Source organism: Stenotrophomonas sp. DR822 (assembly GCF_019793815.1).
Taxonomy (GTDB): domain Bacteria; phylum Pseudomonadota; class Gammaproteobacteria; order Xanthomonadales; family Xanthomonadaceae; genus Stenotrophomonas; species Stenotrophomonas indicatrix.
This window is the reverse complement of record NZ_CP081826.1, coordinates 3,255,294-3,272,933: the sequence shown is the minus strand read 5'-3', so window position 1 is coordinate 3,272,933 and position 17,640 is coordinate 3,255,294. Positions and strand designations below refer to the sequence as shown.

General features: G+C 67.6%; 15 protein-coding genes. 10 read left to right on the top strand and 5 right to left on the bottom strand.

Annotated features, from left to right (window positions below; all coding sequences use genetic code 11):
* The first annotated feature begins 97 nt into the window (after window positions 1-97).
* From dprA to K5K93_RS14965, 8 genes are all read left to right on the top strand, one after another.
* Complete coding sequence (gene dprA / locus K5K93_RS15000) at window positions 98-1,225, top strand: DNA-processing protein DprA (RefSeq protein WP_222391089.1); 1,128 nt, start codon at window positions 98-100, stop codon at window positions 1,223-1,225.
* 43 nt (window positions 1,226-1,268) lie between these two features.
* A complete protein-coding gene (locus K5K93_RS14995) occupies window positions 1,269-1,742 on the top strand; it encodes a DUF494 family protein (RefSeq protein WP_025879062.1) in 474 nt (157 codons plus the stop codon).
* Between the two features lie 39 nt (window positions 1,743-1,781).
* Window positions 1,782-2,516: a GYF domain-containing protein gene (locus K5K93_RS14990; RefSeq protein ID WP_093818109.1), complete on the top strand. Its 735-nt coding sequence runs from the start codon at window positions 1,782-1,784 to the stop codon at window positions 2,514-2,516.
* A 48-nt stretch (window positions 2,517-2,564) separates the two neighbouring features.
* Window positions 2,565-3,494 (top strand): RDD family protein, encoded by a 930-nt coding sequence (locus tag K5K93_RS14985; protein WP_222388300.1) that lies wholly within the window; start codon window positions 2,565-2,567, stop codon window positions 3,492-3,494.
* A gap of 222 nt (window positions 3,495-3,716) precedes the next feature.
* Entirely contained in the window at window positions 3,717-6,200 is a 2,484-nt protein-coding gene (locus K5K93_RS14980) for a DNA topoisomerase I (protein WP_222388299.1), read from the top strand.
* Window positions 6,201-6,321: 121 nt separating this feature from the next.
* Window positions 6,322-6,882, top strand: coding sequence for a Sua5/YciO/YrdC/YwlC family protein (locus K5K93_RS14975; protein WP_093818112.1), 561 nt, complete (start codon window positions 6,322-6,324; stop codon window positions 6,880-6,882).
* A gap of 43 nt (window positions 6,883-6,925) precedes the next feature.
* Window positions 6,926-7,633 carry a DUF4124 domain-containing protein gene (locus tag K5K93_RS14970; RefSeq protein ID WP_222388298.1) on the top strand — a complete coding sequence of 236 codons (708 nt, stop codon included), beginning with the start codon at window positions 6,926-6,928 and terminating at the stop codon, window positions 7,631-7,633.
* A 168-nt stretch (window positions 7,634-7,801) separates the two neighbouring features.
* Complete coding sequence (locus K5K93_RS14965) at window positions 7,802-8,539, top strand: hypothetical protein (protein WP_093818114.1); 738 nt, start codon at window positions 7,802-7,804, stop codon at window positions 8,537-8,539.
* 48 nt (window positions 8,540-8,587) lie between these two features.
* On the opposite strand, the gene K5K93_RS14960 is transcribed toward K5K93_RS14965, so the two are convergent.
* Window positions 8,588-9,364, bottom strand: a complete 777-nt coding sequence (locus tag K5K93_RS14960) for an SDR family oxidoreductase (protein ID WP_176019452.1) — start codon at window positions 9,362-9,364, stop codon at window positions 8,588-8,590.
* Between the two features lie 111 nt (window positions 9,365-9,475).
* On the opposite strand from K5K93_RS14960, the gene K5K93_RS14955 reads away from it, so the two are divergent.
* Complete coding sequence (locus K5K93_RS14955) at window positions 9,476-9,679, top strand: hypothetical protein (RefSeq protein WP_093818115.1); 204 nt, start codon at window positions 9,476-9,478, stop codon at window positions 9,677-9,679.
* Window positions 9,680-9,816: 137 nt separating this feature from the next.
* Here the strand turns inward: K5K93_RS14955 and sppA are convergent, their stop codons facing one another.
* From sppA to K5K93_RS14935, 4 genes are all read right to left on the bottom strand, one after another.
* On the bottom strand, window positions 9,817-11,739 hold the full coding sequence (gene sppA / locus K5K93_RS14950) for a signal peptide peptidase SppA (protein WP_117311519.1): 1,923 nt from the start codon (window positions 11,737-11,739) through the stop codon (window positions 9,817-9,819).
* A gap of 114 nt (window positions 11,740-11,853) precedes the next feature.
* On the bottom strand, window positions 11,854-13,218 hold the full coding sequence (locus K5K93_RS14945; RefSeq protein ID WP_222388297.1) for an MATE family efflux transporter: 1,365 nt from the start codon (window positions 13,216-13,218) through the stop codon (window positions 11,854-11,856).
* 181 nt (window positions 13,219-13,399) lie between these two features.
* The gene (locus K5K93_RS14940) at window positions 13,400-13,975 is read right to left on the bottom strand and encodes a DUF3106 domain-containing protein (RefSeq protein WP_222388296.1); all 576 of its coding nucleotides are present in this window, start codon (window positions 13,973-13,975) and stop codon (window positions 13,400-13,402) included.
* Complete coding sequence (locus K5K93_RS14935) at window positions 13,968-14,969, bottom strand: hypothetical protein (RefSeq protein WP_222388295.1); 1,002 nt, start codon at window positions 14,967-14,969, stop codon at window positions 13,968-13,970. The genes K5K93_RS14940 and K5K93_RS14935 overlap by 8 nt, the downstream gene beginning before the upstream one ends.
* A 393-nt stretch (window positions 14,970-15,362) precedes the next feature.
* Between K5K93_RS14935 and K5K93_RS14930 the strand changes: the two genes are divergently transcribed.
* Window positions 15,363-17,573: a primosomal protein N' gene (locus K5K93_RS14930; protein ID WP_222388294.1), complete on the top strand. Its 2,211-nt coding sequence runs from the start codon at window positions 15,363-15,365 to the stop codon at window positions 17,571-17,573.
* Window positions 17,574-17,640 lie beyond the last annotated feature (67 nt).

Genomic DNA, 17,640 nt, shown 5'->3' with positions numbered 1-17,640 from the left:
TGCCGGCCGCATCGGCCGGCAACCTCCGGGATACCCTGACAGCAATACGCGAAGGCGCCCTAGGGCGCCTTTGTTGCATGAGGCCGATAGTCGGGGGATGACTGAGCATGGACATGAGGCGCTGCTGCGCCTGTTGATCGCCGGTGGTTCCCTGGCTCCCAGGCGCACCCTGCTGCACAGCACAGGCAATGCGGATGCAGCGTTGGCGCTGGGCGTTGCCGGCTGGCGGGCCCACGGCTGCACGCCGGAACAATGCGCTGCGCTGGAGCGTCCCGATACCCGCACCCTCTCGCTTGCGCAACGCTGGCTGCAGCAGCCTGATCATCATCTGCTGGCCTGCAACGATCCAGCCTTCCCGCCCCTCCTGCTCGACGCACCCAACCCGCCCTTGGCGCTGTTCGTTGCCGGCGATCCGGCCATCGCCTGGCGCCCTGCGGTGGCCCTGGTCGGCAGCCGTTCACCCACCCCCGCCGGCCGTGCCCTCGCCGCCCGGTTCGCCACCTGCTTCGTCGAGGCCGGGCTGGCGGTGACCAGTGGATTGGCGGCAGGCATCGATGCAGCCGCCCACCAGGCGGCACTGGACGCGGGCGGCTGCACCCTCGCGGTGATAGGCACTGGCCCGGACCGCGCCTATCCCATCAGCCATGCCCGCCTGCAGGCAAGAATCGCCACCGACGGCGCGGTGCTCAGCGAGTACCTGCCAGGCACCCCCGCACGGCCGGGGCACTTCCCCGCGCGCAACCGGCTGGTGGCCGGGTTGGCCCTGGCCACGGTAGTGGTCGAGGCCGCACAACGCTCGGGCGCCCTGATCACCGCCCGGCTGGCAGCCGACGCCGGCCGCGAGGTCTGCGCGATACCCGGTTCGGTGCTCAATCCGCGCGCCGCCGGCTGCCACCGGCTCATCCGTGAAGGGGTTGCCCTGGTCGAACGCCCCGAAGAAGTGCTGGAACTGCTGGCCCCGGCCCTGCGCCACCAGCTTCCGGGCTTGCAAACCCGGCTTGCCACCCCCACTGAACAGGCAGCGCCGGCAGACCTGCCGGCATGCTGGGCGAACGACGCTGACTACCAGAGCTTGTGGCGGGCGCTGGGGCACGACCCAATCAGTATGGATTCACTGATCACGCAGTGTGGATTGACGGCGTCGGAGGTGTCCTCCATGCTGCTGGCCATGGAACTTGCGGGGATCGTGGTGTGCGTACACGGCCGCTACTGTCGACGTCCCTAGTTTCTTCACCTCCACAGCGTCGCGCGACGCAGGCCGAGGGGCAATGAAAGAGAGCATCCTGGATGTACTGTTGTACCTGTTTGAACACTATTTCAGCGAAGATGCGGACCTGATCCGTGATCGCGACTCACTGCAGAATGGCCTGATCCAGGCCGGTTTCAGCCCCACTGAGATCAACAAGGCATTCGAATGGCTCGATGCCCTGGCAGCGCAGCGCCCAAGCGCGGCCCAGGCCCGGGTCGATGGCCCGGTGCGCATCTATCATGGCCCAGAGCTGGACAAGCTTGACGTGGAGTGCCGTGGCTTCCTGCTGTACCTGGAACAGCACGGCATCCTTGATGCCGGCCAGCGCGAACTGGTGCTGGACCGGGCGATGGCCCTGGACCAGGACGAACTGGACCTGGACGACCTGAAATGGGTCGTGCTGATGGTGCTGTTCAACCAGCCCGGTGCCGAGGCGGCCTATGCCTGGATGGAAACGCAGATGTTCGTGGACGAGCCAGAACCCCTGCACTGACCGTACACTTGGGGGCCGTGCGCATTCAGGAGCGTCCCCGTGAGTGAGTGGTTCCACGCCGAAGGCAACCGCCAGCAAGGCCCGTTGCCCTCGGAACAGTTGATCGAGCTGTTCCGCAGCAACCAGATCACCCTGGACACCCTGGTATGGCGCGACGGCTTGCCGCAATGGCAGCCGTTGCGCAACGTGGTCGACGAACTGGGCCTGATCGTGCCCGCCGTTGATGCAGCCGCCGCGGCGCCACCGCCGCCGCCTGCAGCCCCTCTGCCGCCAACGCTTCCCCCTGTCTCTCCGTACGCGACCACGCCGATGGACGCTGCGCCGGTCGCGAAGAAGGGCCTGTCCGGCTGCGCGTTGACCGCCATCATCGGCGGCGTTGCACTGCTGGTGGTGGTGCCGATCCTGGCCATCCTGGCCGCGATCGCCCTGCCGGCCTACAACGACTACACCATCAAGGCCAAGGTCGCCGGCGCGATCACCGTGCTGCAGCCGCTGAAGGACAAGGTCCAGCACTTCGCCGATGACCAGGGCCGCTGCCCGGGCGCCAACGATGCCGGCTTCCCGGCGGCGGACGAATTCGCAGGCCAGGGCCTGTCGGCCGTGCATATCGGCCGCTTCAACAATGGCCACTGCGGTATCGAAGCGACGCTGGCGGTTCCCGGCAAGAGCCAGGATGGCGACCTGCTCTGGCTCGAATACGACCGCGACAGCGGGCGCTGGGAATGCAGTGGCGAAAGCGACGACAAGTATCTGCCGACGCAATGCCGCGGCTGAGCCGCGCATCGGGCAACCCACCAAGGACGACCCAACAGGGGACATGCAATGACTGAGTGGTACTACGCCGAAGGCCAGCAACGCCAGGGACCGCTGGAGATCACCGAGATCCGCCAGCGTTTCCAGCGCGGCCAGTTGAACCTGGACACCCTGGTCTGGCGCGAAGGCATGGGGCAGTGGGCGCCACTGCGGCAGGTGGCGGAAGAGCTGGGCCTGCAGACCCTGGCCGATGCCAGCACGTCCACCGCCACCGGTGGCTTCGACCTGCGCAACGACTACGCCGCGATCGACAACGGCACCGCGCCCCTGCCAGGCACCGGCGCCCTCAGCAGCTCGCCCTACGCCGCGCCCGGCGCGGGCGGCAGTGACCATTCGCAGCCGGTGCAGGGCGGCGAAGTGGTCTACGCCGGCTTCTGGAAGCGCTTTGCCGCCTACCTGATCGACTACTTCGTGCTGCTGATTCCCAGCGGCGTGGTCGGTGGCGTGCTGGGCTTCGTGCTCGGCGCGGGCATGGGCGCTGCCGGCAGCGGCGAAACAGCGGTGGAAGTGATCACCCAGCTGATCAGTGGCCTGGCTGGCCTGTTCATCGCCGTCGCCTACTACGGCTGGTTCCATGCCTCCCGTGGCGGTGCCACCCTCGGCAAGATGGCCATCGGCATCAAGGTCGTGCGCGGCAATGGCGATCGCCTGACCCTGGGCCGCAGCATCGGCCGCTATTTCGCCACCATCCTCAGTGGCCTGACCCTCTGCATCGGCTACCTGATGGCCGCCTTCACCGAGCGCAAGCAGGGCCTGCATGACCTGATCTGCGACACCGTGGTGGTCGACCGCTGGGCCTACACCGACCAGCCGCAGCTGCAGCGCCGCGAAATGGGCACGGTGACCATCGTGATCCTGGTGCTGGGCGGCCTGCTGATGCTGGCCGGCTTCGCCGCGATCATCTTCGCCGTCGGCGTCATCGCCAGCATGGCGTCGTGATCGCGGATCGAGGGCCAATGCGCCGTCGCGGACGGCCATCCTCACGCCCCCCTGCTTGACAATGGCAGGCCAGGCGTGATTCCTCTAATAAGGTGAAACCTGAACGCCCGGCACAGTCCCGGGCGTTCAGTTTATTGATTTGCCCGTGGCCGCTTCACTAATGCGGCCGTTTGCTCCACCCTAGCGGCCCTTCCCCGCGGCTTACCCACAGACCCTGCTGCCATGCCCAAGCACCTGCTCATCGTTGAATCGCCGGCCAAAGCCAAGACGATCAACAAATACCTCGGCAAGGACTACACGGTCCTGGCCTCGTATGGGCACGTGCGTGACCTGATCCCGAAGGAAGGCGCGGTTGACCCGGACAACGGGTTCGCCATGCATTACGACGTGATCGAGAAGAACGAGAAGCATGTCGATGCGATCGCCAAGGCCGCAAAGGGCGCCGACGACATCCTGCTGGCGACCGACCCGGATCGCGAGGGTGAAGCGATCAGCTGGCATATCGCCGAGATCCTGAAGGAGCGTGGGCTGGTCAAGGACAAGCCGATGCAGCGCGTGGTCTTCACCGAGATCACCCCGCGCGCGATCAAGGAAGCGATCAGCCAGCCGCGCGAGATCGCCAGCGACCTGGTCGATGCCCAGCAGGCGCGCCGCGCGCTGGACTACCTGGTCGGTTTCAACCTGTCGCCGGTGTTGTGGCGCAAGGTCCAGCGAGGCCTGTCGGCAGGCCGCGTGCAGAGCCCGGCGCTGCGCATGATCGTCGAGCGCGAGGAAGAGATCGAAGCCTTCATCGCCCGCGAGTACTGGTCGATCGCCGCCGAGTGCGCGCATCCCTCGCAGCACTTCAACGCCAAGCTGGTCAAGCTCGACGGGCAGAAGTTCGAGCAGTTCACCGTTACCGACGGCGACACCGCCGAGGCCGCCCGCCTGCGCATCCAGCAGGCCGCACAGGGCGCCCTGCATGTCACCGACGTGGCCAGCAAGGAGCGCAAGCGCCGCCCCGCGCCGCCGTTCACCACCTCCACGCTGCAGCAGGAAGCCTCGCGCAAGCTCGGTTTCACCACGCGCAAGACCATGCAGGTCGCGCAGAAGCTGTACGAAGGCGTGGACATCGGCGGCGACGAAGGCACGGTCGGCCTGATCTCGTACATGCGTACCGACTCGGTGAACCTGTCGCAGGATGCGCTGGCCGAAATCCGCGACGTGATTGCCCGCGATTACGGCATCGCCTCGCTGCCCGACCAGCCCAACACCTACCAGACCAAGTCCAAGAACGCCCAGGAAGCGCACGAAGCGGTGCGCCCGACCTCGGCACTGCGCACCCCGGCCCAGGTTGCGCGGTTCCTGACCGACGACGAGCGCAAGCTGTACGAGCTGATCTGGAAGCGTGCGGTGGCCTGCCAGATGATCCCGGCCACGCTCAACACCGTCAGCGTGGATCTGTCGGCCGGCAGCGAACACGTGTTCCGCGCCAGCGGCACCACGGTGGTGGTGCCCGGCTTCCTGGCCGTGTACGAGGAAGGCAAGGACAGCAAGAGCGCCGAGGATGACGACGAAGGCCGCAAGCTGCCGGCGATGAAGCCGGGCGACCGCGTGCCGCTGGAGCGCATCGTGGCCGACCAGCACTTCACCCAGCCGCCGCCGCGCTTCACCGAAGCGGCGCTGGTGAAGGCACTGGAAGAGTACGGCATCGGTCGTCCTTCGACCTACGCCTCGATCATCCAGACCCTGCTGTTCCGCAAGTACGTGGAAATGGAAGGCCGCAGCTTCCGCCCGTCCGATGTCGGCCGTGCGGTGTCCAAGTTCCTGTCCAGCCACTTCACCCAGTACGTCGACTACGACTTCACCGCCAAGCTGGAGGACGAGCTCGATGCCGTCTCGCGTGGCGAGGAAGAGTGGATTCCGCTGATGTCGCGCTTCTGGGGACCGTTCAAGGAACTGGTCGAAGACAAGAAGGAATCGGTCGACCGTGCCGAGGCCAGTGGTGCGCGCGAACTGGGTACCGACCCGAAGACCGGCAAGCCGGTCAGCGTGCGCCTGGGCCGGTTCGGGCCGTACGCGGCCATCGGCAGCACCGCCGAGGATGCCGAGGACAAGCCCAAGTTCGCTTCGCTGCGGCCGGGCCAGTCGATGCACACCATTTCCCTGGAAGACGCGCTGGAGCTGTTCCTGATGCCGCGCGCGCTGGGTGAGGACAAGGGCGAGGACGTCAGCGTCGGCATCGGCCGCTTCGGCCCGTTCGCCAAGCGCGGCAGCACCTACGCTTCGCTGAAGAAGGAAGACGATCCGTACACCATCGACCTGGCCCGCGCCGTGTTCCTGATCGAAGAGAAGGAAGAAATCGCGCGCAACCGGATCATCAAGGAGTTCGACGGCAGCGACATCCAGGTGCTGAACGGTCGTTTCGGCCCGTACATCAGCGACGGCAAGATGAACGGCAAGATCCCCAAGGATCGTGAACCGGCATCGCTGACCCTGGCCGAAGTGCAGCAGTTGATGGAAGAAACCGGCAAGCCGGTGCGCAAGGGCTTCGGCGCCAAGAAGGCTGCCGCCAAGAAGGCCCCGGCAAAGAAGGCGGCAGTGAAGAAGGAAGCCGCGCCGAAGAAGGCGGCTGCCAAGAAGGCGCCGGCCAAGAAGGCGGCTGCGAAGAAGGCCGTGGCCAAGAAGGCACCGGCAAAGAAGGCGGTCAAGAAGGCTGTCAAGTAGATCCACGCCATGCGTGGATGATCTGCCAAGGTGAGCGGACCCACGGTCCGCGCCCACCGTTCCACCCGTTCTGCACGCAGCGGGGGGATAATGAAGGCCCACGCCGGGCCCGGTCGCCGCCATGAAAGAACTCACACTGGACACCGCAGTCGCCACGCTCCGCAGTGGCGGGGTGATTGCCTACCCGACCGAAGCGGTCTGGGGCCTGGGTTGCGACCCTGCGCACGAGGCAGCGGTGCACACGCTGCTGCGGCTGAAGCAGCGCCCGATCGAGAAAGGCATGATCCTGGTGGCCGCTGACCTGTCGCAGCTGCAGGGTTGGGTGCGCCTGCAGGCACTGCCCGATGCACGCCAGCGCGCAGTGCTGGCCAGTTGGCCCGGCGCCAACACCTGGATCCTGCCCGCCGGCACCCGCGCGCCAGCCTGGATCACCGGCGAACACAGCGGCATCGCGGTACGCATCAGCGCCCACCCGCTGGTCGCGGCGCTGTGCCAGGCCTGGGGTGGCCCCCTGGTCTCCACCAGCGCCAACCTTGCCGGTGAGCCCCCCGCGCGCAGCCGCGAAGAACTGGACCCACGCCTGCTGCGCCTGCTCGACGGCATCCTCGATGGGCAGACCGGCGGCCTGGCCCAACCCACGCCGATCCGGGACGCGCTCAGTGGCAACGTACTGCGCTCCTGACAGGTCGATTGCGTCGGCGTTGCCGATCGCGCACGCTGCGCCCATGACGCTGCTGCGCCCTGTCCTGTCTCTGGCCCTGCTGCTGTCGTTGCCGGCCCTTGCCGCCGACGACGTGCGGGTCTATCGCTGCGTCGGCAGCAATGGTGCCGTCGCGCTGCAGGACAAGCCCTGCACGGCCGGCCGCCAGCAGGTGCGCGACCTGCAACGGCCGCGCGACCCGCCGCCACGGGTGGTCAGCACCGACACCGCGCCGCCCGCACCGGTGCAGACGCCAGCGATGCGCGAGCGCGAGGTGCGCCATGTCTACATCCAGCCGCCACAGCCGATGTACGAATGCGTGAGTGAAGACGGCGACCGCTACACCAGCGACAACAACGAAGGGAATCCGCGCTGGGTGCCGCTGTGGACCACGGTCTGGTACCCGCACGGTCATGCTGGCGGTGCGTACCCCGGACCGCATCCGGGGCCGCGTCCGGCCGGTAGCGGCAGCACCATCGGTACCCCCATCGGCGGCAGGCCTCCGGTGTATCGCCCGCCGTCAGTGGGCGTTGGTGTCAACGTGCCTGCCGGCAACATCCTGGTGCGCGATACCTGCCATGCCCTGCCCCCGCAGGAAGTGTGCGCACGCCTGCGTGATCGTCGCTGGGAACTGGACCGCCGTTACAACAGCGCGCTGCAGAGCGAGCGCACCGCGATCAGCAAGGAGCAGCGTGGCATCGACGCACGGCTGGCGCAGGACTGCGGCGGCTGAGCCCTGTGCTGGGGACGGTCCCCCCCTCTTTGGTAGATGCCCACCTTGGTGGGCACTGGCAGACAGCGGTGCCAACCAAGGTTGGCAACTACCACGGCATGGGACCTACGTGTGCCAACCCAGGTGGGGCGCCTACCCGGGCATGGGCCGCCGCTGTACGCTGCTCGCATGAGAAGACTGATCTGGCTGGCCATGGCCCTGTTGCCCGGCAACGCGTTGGCCGATGACATGGTGATCTACCGCTGCACCTCGGCCAGCGACGTGCAGACCATCCAGCGCGTACCCTGTCCCGAGGGCAGCACGCAGCGCGTGCAGCGTGTGGCCGATCCGGCACGGGCGGTGCCCGTTGCTGCCATGCCGGAAGCGCCTCCGCCCGGCCCGCAGGCCTGGCCCGCTTCGTCCCCCACCGCCACACCGGGCATGCCGGCCGCCACGTCGGCCAGTCCACGCGCCGGCGAAGAGCGACCGGTCATGGAAGCCCGGATGGTCGACAGCGCGGAAGGAGACACCATTCTCGACAGCGCGATGCTGCACGATCGCGGTGAAGGCGCTGCCACGGACAAGGACGCACCACCGAAGCCTCCGCTGCCGGCGATCTTCCAGTGCATCGACACGCAGGGGGGTTCCTACCTGCATGAGTACGAGGCTGCACCAGGCCGCTGCGAACTGTTGAACGTACAGGGCCTGGGCGGGGCGACACCGGTGAATGCCGCCAGCTGCGAGGTGGTCAGGGACCGCTGCACTGAAGTGGCCGAAGCGCAGCGCTGCGGCAGCTGGCAGCAGCGCTTCCGCGATGCACGCGGTCGCGAGCGCTTTGCCGCGCCCGAAAACCAACCGGCAGCGCGCGGCGAACGTGAACGCCTGCAGGCCGTGCTGGAAGCCAGCGACTGCCCCGTGCCGAAGTGAAGCATCCACGCCCGCCGTGGATGCCTCCATCCGCAACGGGTGGTCCCGTCAGAACCCGTATCGCAGGAAGCCACCATCCACCGCGATGCATTCGCCGGTGACATAGCTCGATGCCGGCAGGCACAGGAAGCCCACGGCCGAGGCCACTTCCTCCGGCTCACCGATGCGCCGCATCGGCGTGCGGCCGATCACTTCCTCGTAGTAGTCGGTATCGGACAGCGGGCCGGACGTGCGACGGGTCCGGATGTACCACGGCGCCACTGCATTGACCCGGATGCCATCCTCGGCCCACTCCACCGCGAGGTTGCGGGTCATCTGGTGCATCGCCGCCTTGGTCATGCCATAGACCACGCCGCTGCGCACATGGGTCAGGCCGGACACGCTGCCGACGTTGACGATGGCCGATGACGCGTGGCGCGCGAGCAACGGATGCGCATAGCGTGACAGCTCGAACGCCGAGAACAGATTGGTCTCGAATATGCCGCGCCATTCGTCTTCGGAATACTCCGTGGCGGGCTTGGTGATGTTGCCACCGGCATTGTTGACCAGGATGTGCAGGCCATCGGCGTGGTCCTCAACCCAGTCCAGGATCTGCCGGCGGTCTTCATCGTCGGACACATCGGCAGCCAAGGCGTGCACCTGGTGCTGCGGATACACATCCAGCAGTTCGTCACGGGCACTCTCCAGCATGTCCAGGTCGCGGCCGACGATCATCAGGTCGGCGCCGAGACCCGCCAGTTCATGCGCGACCGCCAGGCCGATGCCGGCGCTGGCACCGGTGATCAGGGCCGTCTGCCCATCCAGGCGCCACCGTTGCTGGGTCATATGTCCTCCGGGGCCGCGCCCGCTGTGTTTCGATGCGGCAAGGATACGCGCTCACGACCGTCCGTCGCCCGGGATGCGACACTGGCTGCACGTCCCTCGTGGAGAGCTGCCATGCGCGTCCTGATTCCCGTCCTGCTGTCGGCCGTCGTGCTGGCCGGGTGCCAGCGCCCTGCACCACCCGATCCCGAACGACCACCGCAACCGCAGGCGATGGCCAAGGCGATCAATCAACCGGTGGACCGCGCAAAGGCCGTGCAGAAGACCCTGGACGAGGCCGCCGAACGGGAGCGCAAGGCAGAGGCCGACGCGCAGTAGATGCCCGCATACAACAACGCCCGGCCAGAGCCGGGCGTTGCGAGTTCAGCAGGTCCACACCATGCGTGGATACTTCTGGTCGATCCACGCCATGCGTGAACATCCCCAGTAGATCCACGCCATGCGTGGATGGGCCATCAGAACCCGCAGAAGCAATACGCCAGCGACTTCACCGGTGCACCATTGCCCTTCTCGCGCGCTGCATTTTCAACGAAGCGCAGCTGCGTATCGATTTCCGGCATGGTGCGCGCCAGCATCATCCGGCCCACGCCGGAATCGGCCAGCATCCAGGCGCCGGCGCGGCTGCCAGCAAAGCCGCTGACGAACTGCGCGAACGGCGTGGCCGCCTTCTCGATGTAACGCACACGGTACTTGTCGGTCGCGCCCAGCTTGGCACGGCCAGCGGCGTCGGCCACGGCATCCTTCAGGCCACCGAAGGCATCGACCAGACCGCGCTCCTTGGCCTGCGCGCCGCTCCAGACACGCCCACGGGCCACTTCGTCAATCGCCTCGACCGGCTTCTTGCGGGCCTCGGCGACACGGCCGGTGAAATCGGCATAGCCCTTGTTGATCACCGACTGGATGACCTGGCCCACCGCCGGGTCCATCGGCCGGGTGACATCGAAGGCACCGGCGAAACGGGTGGTGCCGACGCCGTCGGTGTGCACGCCGAACTTGTCCAGCGCACGGCTGAAGTTGGGGATCATGCCGAAGATGCCGATCGAACCGGTGATGGTCGACGGGTCGGCATAGATGCGATCGGCGTTCATGCTGATCCAGTAGCCGCCGGACGCAGCGAGGTCGCCCATGGACACCACCACCGGCTTGCCCGCAGCCTGCAGGGCCACCACTTCGCGACGGATCTGCTCGGAGGCGTAGACCTCGCCACCCGGCGAATCCACGCGCAGCACCACAGCCTTGACGTCGTCATCGTCGCGCGCCGCACGCAGCAGCGCCGAAGTCGATTCACCGCCGATACGGCCGGCCGGCAGATCGCCGCCGCTGATTTCACCGGAGGCCACCACCACGGCGACCTGCGGACGCGAATCAACCGGGTTGCGACGCGCATCGAGCTGGGCCATGTAGGTGCCGAAATCGATGTTGCGGAAGCCGCCGTCGGCGTCTTCGTCAGCAACGCCGCGTTCGATCATCAGGTCCTCGAATTCCTCGCGGGTCTTCAGCGCGGTCACCAGCTTCTGCTGCAGGGCGAACTTGGCCAGGTCGCCGCCGGCGGCAGCGACGCCTTCAGGCAGGGTGTCGATGCCGGCCGCCAGCTGTGCCGGATCCAGGCGACGGGCCTTGGCGATATCGCCGAGGTAGCGCTGCCACACATCGTTCATCCAGAACAGATCGGCTTCCTTGGATGCCGGCGATGCCGCGTCGAGCACGTACGGCTCGGCGGCCGACTTGTACTCGCCCACCTTGAACAGATGCACGTCCACGCCCAGCTTGTCCTGCAGGCCGGTGCGGAAATACTGGCGGTAGCGACCCAGGCCTTCCAGCACCACCGAACCCATCGGGTCCAGGTAGACCTCGTCGGCCTGTGCGGCGAGCAGATACTGCGACTGCCCCATGCTCTCGCTGAAGGCCACCAGCTGCTTGCCCGAGGCACGCAGGTCCTGCAGCGCGGCGGACACTTCGCGCAGCGAGGCGAAACCGGACGGCTGCAGCTTGTCCAGTTCCAGCACTACCCGCTCGATCTTCTTGTCATCGCGCGCGCTCTCGATCACCCGGATCAGATCGCGCAGCTGCACTTCCTCGGCACCGTTGTCACCGACGGCCTTGGCCAGCGCGCGGCTGACCGGATCGGCACTGTACTGCTCGACCAGGCGGCCTTCCGGCGCGATCACCAGCGTGGTGCGGTCCTGCAGCGCCTTGCTGGCACCAGCGCCCATGCCCGCAGCGACGATGAACATCACCAGCACCAGCAGCAACAGGCCGAAGAACACCAGGTTGAGGATCAACCGGCGGGTGAAATTCATCACGTCCCACAGCCCGATGAAGAAGCTGGCGACAGGATTGCGGTTCGCCGGGGGCAGCGGCGGCACGGGTTGGTTCATGGAGCACTCCGGATGGCTTCTTGCCGTGGTAACAGCATAGCCGGTGCCGCGTGAGGCAGCATCGGACACAAGTCAGGGGATCGCCAGTCACGGTTGCCCGGGACCGGCGCGATGTCAGGCCAGCGTGGACTGGCCAATGCGTTTGCTGCTGCGGCCCAGGCGCCAGCCCATCAGGATGGCGGCGGCGGTCAGGCCGACGATCAGGCCGATCCACATGCCCTGCGGCCCCATGCCCAGGCCCAGGCCGAGCCCGGCGCCCAGCGGCATGCCCAGGCCCCAGTAGGCGAACATGGCGATGAACATCGGCACGCGGGTGTCCTTCAGGCCGCGCAGTGCGCCGGCCGACAGCACCTGGATGCCATCGGGGAACTGGAAGGTGGCCGCATACAGCAGCAGGGTCGAGGCCAGCCCGGCCACGGCCAGGTCGTTGGTGTAGACGCCGACGATGGCGTCGTGGCCGAACAGCAGCACCGCCGCCGACAGCGTCTGCGTGCCCATGATGATCGCGTAGCCGGCCCACGCCGCACGGCGCACGCCGAAGCCATCGCCACGGCCGACCGCATGGCCGACCCGCACGGTGGTCGCCTCGGCCACGCCCATCGGGATCATGAAGCACAGCTGCGCCACGTTGATCGCGATCTGGTGCGCGGCCGCTTCATTGGCACCCAGGCGACCGATCAGCAATGCGGTGACGATGAACAGGCCACCTTCCATCAGCACGGTGATGCCGATCGGCAGGCCGGTGCGCAGCAGGTCCCAGATCGCTTTCCAGCGCGGACCCTCGAAGTGCGAGAACAGCTGCAGGTGGGCAAAGCGCTTGGTGAACCACAGGTAGGTACCGAAGGCGATCGCCTGCAGCCACATCATCACCGCCGAGGCGATGCCCAGGCCTTCAGCGCCCATTTCCGGGAAGCCCAGCTTGCCGTTGGCCAGCACGTACCCCATCGGCGCGAGCACCAGCAGGCCACCAAAACCGAGCAGCATGGTCGGCAGCGTCCAATGCATGCCTTCACTGAGATAGCGCATGCAGAAGTACAGCGTCAGCGCCGGGCCACCCCAGCGCACCGCATGCAGGAAGGCCGTTGCGCCGGGCACGATGTCCGGGGCGATGCCGAAGGCCGGCAGCAGCGGCGGCACCACGGTGAGGAAGGCGAACATGATCAGGCCCAGGCCCAGCGCCAGCCACAGCGCCTGCCGGAACAGCGGGCCGATCTCGCGCTCACGGCCGGCGCCATGCAGCTGCGACACCGAGGCGGTGAGCGAGATCAGCGTGCCGATCGGGATCAGCATCGGCAGCCACAGCAGCGCCGTGCCGATGGTCACTGCGGCCAGGGTGGAGGTCGCATGGTGGCCGGCAATCACGTTGTCGACGAAGGAGATCAGACCGGTGGAGACGTGCCCGAGCACAAGCGGCAGGGCAAGCAGACCGGTAGCGCCGACTTCCTTGCTGAAGCGCGGCGTGGAGGTTGCAGTAGACATAAGGTGCTTGACGCGAACTACGGTTGCGCGCGAAGGGCACAGGCACCGGGTTGCGGCCGGCCATCTTACGCGCGCCGGGCGGTCATTCCCATGACTGCCCCATAAAGGGGACGGAGGGAGTTAAGTCGTATCCGGCACAGTCGAGCCAGAAACGACTTAACTCCCTCCGTCCCCTTTTCGCTTATTGGCCGGCCTGGCGCTTGAGCCAGGTGTCGCGTTCGGCCGCGGGGACCGTCAGGAATGCGCTGCGTACGCTGTCGCGTTCCTGCGGCGGCGTGCGCTGGGCGACCAGGGCCAGCTGCGCCAACTGCGACGGACTCAGCTGGCGCAGCACGGCAAGCACGGCATCACGCTGTTGCGGCGGTACGAAGCCGAACAGGCCGTGCAGCTTGGGGAACTCGGCGCCCAGTTGCGGGCCCAGCCGCCAGCCTTCGCGGAAGGCCTGGTCCTGTGCCTGGAACTGCGCGCGCAGGCGTTGCTGCTGGTCGGCCGGCAAGGCGGCAAAGCGGGCGGCGGCCTGGCGGATGCGTTCGCGCTCACCCTCGGGCAGTGCCCGCCATGCGGCGTATTCGCTGCGGCGCTGGCGTTGCTGGGCGGGATCGAGTTGCGCGAATGACGCCGCGGCAGTGGACGCCGCAGTGGGCGCGGCCGATGGTGTTGCCGACGGTGCGGGCAGCGGCACGTTCACTGATTGCGGAGCGGCCGCCAGCGACAGCGGCAGGGCCAGCAGCAGGCCGGCGAGCAGGAGCTTATTCATCGGCAGCAGAGGTTTCCAGCGCTGCGCCGACCGGTTCCGGGTGGGTCGGCTTGGGTTGTGACTCGTCCACCGGCAACGGACCACCGGCGGCACTCCAGGCATGCATGTCGGCCTCGGCCAGCAGCGGGTAATCGCGGTCGGCCAGCATCGCAGCATCTTCGCTGGCCTGCGCATCGCCGCCCGCAGCAGGGCGGACATCGCTGGCGGGCAGCGCCTCGACGGTGACCGGCCCGGCCTCACCCACCACGCCTTCGGGCAGGGGGCCATCGGCAGTCAGCGCACGGCCCTGCCAATGGCGCCAGCCCAACGCAGCCAGCAGCAGCACCGCCACGGTGATCAACAGGATCACCGGGCCACGCCAGCGCGGCTTGGCATTGGCGCGGCGACGCTTGCCGCTTGCAGATGCGCGTTCGTCGCGCAGCGGTGCACGCCAGCTCGACGCAGGCGCCTGATTGTTGGCCGCTGGCGCGGACGGCTGCTGCAGCTGCTGCAGGCGCTTGGCCGGCAGGTCGCGGACACGCAGCTGCACCTGTTCGGCCAGAGCGCGCCATGCAGCGGCGTCGGGCTGGCCATCGGCATCGCGTGGGCAGGCCGTGGCCAACAGGCGCTGATAGCCTTCTTCGTCGACATCCAGAACGCGGGTGGCGATGCTCTCGTCCAGGCTGCCCCCCACCCGCAGCAGCAGGGCCAGCCGCGGCAAGGGTGCCATCTCACCCAGCGCGGCCAATGACGGTGGCCACTGACCGCTGGCCGGCTCGCGCAGCGCCTGGCGCTGGCCCAGCAGGGTCCAGAAGCGGCTGGGCCACTGCGCCATCGGCAGGTCGCTGGCGACCGCGGCGAAGGCGCGCATCACCGCCACCAGCGTCTGTTCGGCACGGGCGGGGTCACCGCACTGCAGTTCGGCCACGACCAGGGCACGGCGTTCGACGCCACGCAGAAATGCCGACAGCGCGCCGGCCGCGGTCGAGGAAACAGGGGCGGGCACAGCCGTCATCGGTCACTCCAAAGGTCTGGCGGCATGATAGCGGCAGCCCATCGCTGCCCGGCAGGACTTGCGATTGCAGACGCTTTCTGCTGCAGGTTGTGCACAGCACCACGCGGGAACCGGGCGATTCCTGCGGGAATGGCTGAATTCACCCTGTTTCAGCAATGTTTCACACTTAAGTTGTTGATTTATATTGAATTTAAAGTGTGGCTATTTTTTGACCAACCGAAGCGTGAGGCCGTCGCCATCGGCCTCATACGGCGGCATGAGCCGCTAACGCACAGACTTATCCACAGAAGATGTGGATAAGACTGAATCTCCAATAGACACCGATATTTAGGTGACATTTATGATTCGCCGGAGGGCATGGCAGTCGCATCTGCCACTGCCATGCCCCCTCGCATGGGCCGTTACACTGGCCCGATGCTCGCCCCTGAATCCGGCCCTGTCCCGACCCTGCAGGTCGCCCTGCCCGTGCCCCTGCCGCGCCTGTTCGACTACCTGCCACCGCAGGGCGAAGGCCCGACGGTAGCGGTCGGCTGCCGGCTGAAGGTTCCGTTCGGCAACCGCGAACTGATCGGCGTGGTGGCAGGGCATGGGCAGGTAGAGGACAGCCAGGGCCTGCGCCAGGCACTGGCCTGGTGTGACACCACACCGCTGCTGCAGGGCGAGTTGTGGCAGAGCCTGCAGTGGCTGGCCCGCTATACCCACGCCCCCTTGGGCGACGTACTGAGCACCGCCCTGCCCGGCCCGCTGCGGCATGGCGAACCGCTGCCCGACACCCATCACTGGGGCTGGCAGCTGACAGCCGAAGGCCACGCACAGCGCGAGAAGCTGCGCGCCGGCAGCCGACCGCGGCAATTGGCCGAGCTGCTGGCCGAAGCGGTGGTGGACGAAGATGTCCTGTCCGCACGCATGCAGGACTGGCGGGTGGCCGCACGCAGCCTGGGCAAGCGCGACCTGGCCGAGCGCATCGCCCTGAGCGTGGCGCCGCAGCACGCCCAGCCCCTGCCCGGCCCCACCCTCAATGCGGAGCAGGCCGAAGCGGTGGCCGCAATCACCGCCGCCGAGAGCTTCCAGGCATTCCTGCTGGACGGGGTGACCGGCAGCGGCAAGACCGAGGTCTACCTGCAGGCCATCATCCATTGCCTGGCGCAGGGCAGGCAGGCCCTGGTGCTGGTGCCCGAGATCGGCCTGACCCCGCAGACCCTGGCGCGCTTCCGCGGCCGTCTCGGCATCGCCGTGCATGCGTTGCACTCGGGGCTGACCGACAACGAGCGTGCGCGCGTGTGGGCCGCGGCCTCGCGCGGGGAAGCACGGGTGATCGTGGGCACGCGCTCGGCGGTGTTCATTCCGCTGCCGCAGCCCGGCCTGCTCATCGTGGACGAAGAGCACGACGGCAGCTACAAGCAGCAGGACGGCATCCGCTACCACGCACGTGATTTCGCGCTGGTGCGGGCCAAGGCGCAGGGCATTCCGGTGCTGCTGGGCAGCGCGACGCCGTCATTGGAAACCCTGCACAACGCCTATGCCGGCCGCTATGCGCACCTGCGCCTGAAACAGCGCGCCGGTGATGCCCGACCGCCGCGCGTGCGCATCCTCGACGTCCGCAAGCGTCCGCTGCGCGATGGCCTTTCCGCCGACGTACTGGCCGGCATCGGCGAACACCTGCAGCGTGGCCAGCAGGTGCTGGTGTTCAAGAACCGACGCGGCTATGCGCCGGTGCTGCTGTGCCACGACTGCGGCTGGACCGCACCCTGCAACCGCTGCGATGCACCGATGACCGTGCATGGCGGTGGCCGTCGCCTGCAATGCCATCACTGCGGTGCGCGGCAGCCGGCACCACTGGCCTGCCCCGCCTGTGGCAGCCTGGCCCTGCAGCCACAGGGCATCGGCACCGAGCGGCTGGAAGAACACCTGGTCAGTGCCTTCGCCGATTTCCCGGTGGTGCGCATCGACCGTGGCACCACCGCCCGTCGTGATGCGCTGGAGCAGCAGCTGGCCAAGCTCGGCGACGCGCCCGGCATCCTGGTCGGCACGCAGATCCTGGCCAAGGGCCACGACCTGCCCAAGCTGACGCTGGTGGTGGTGGTGGGCATCGACGAAGGGCTGTTCTCGGCCGATTTCCGCGCCAGCGAAAAACTGGCGCAGCAGCTGATCCAGGTAGCCGGCCGCGCCGGTCGCGCGCGCGATCCGGGTGAAGTGTGGCTGCAGACCCATCATCCGGGCCATCCGCTGCTGGAGACGCTGGTCAACGGTGGCTACCACCCGTTCGCGCAGGCCGAACTCAACCAGCGCCAGGCAGCCGGGTTCCCGCCCTTCGCGCACCTGGCATTGATGCGTGCCGAAGCACAACAGGTCGAGCATGCCAATGCGTTCCTGCTCGCTGCGCGGAAACTGCTGGGTGAACAGGACATGGTGGAGGCCTACGGGCCGATGCCGGCGCCGATGCCACGCCGTGCCGGTTATCAGCGCACGCAGCTGCTGCTGTCGGCGGCACAGCGGCCGCCGCTGCACGGGGTACTGGCACAGCTGGTGCCGCAGTTGTACGCGCTGCCGGAGGCACGCAAGGTGCGCTGGTCGCTGGATGTGGATCCGACGGATCTGTACTGAGGGCAATGCGCTGGGGTCGGATCCCTTTCCGCAGAAAAGGGTTCTGACCCCGAACGTCGCCCCTTCG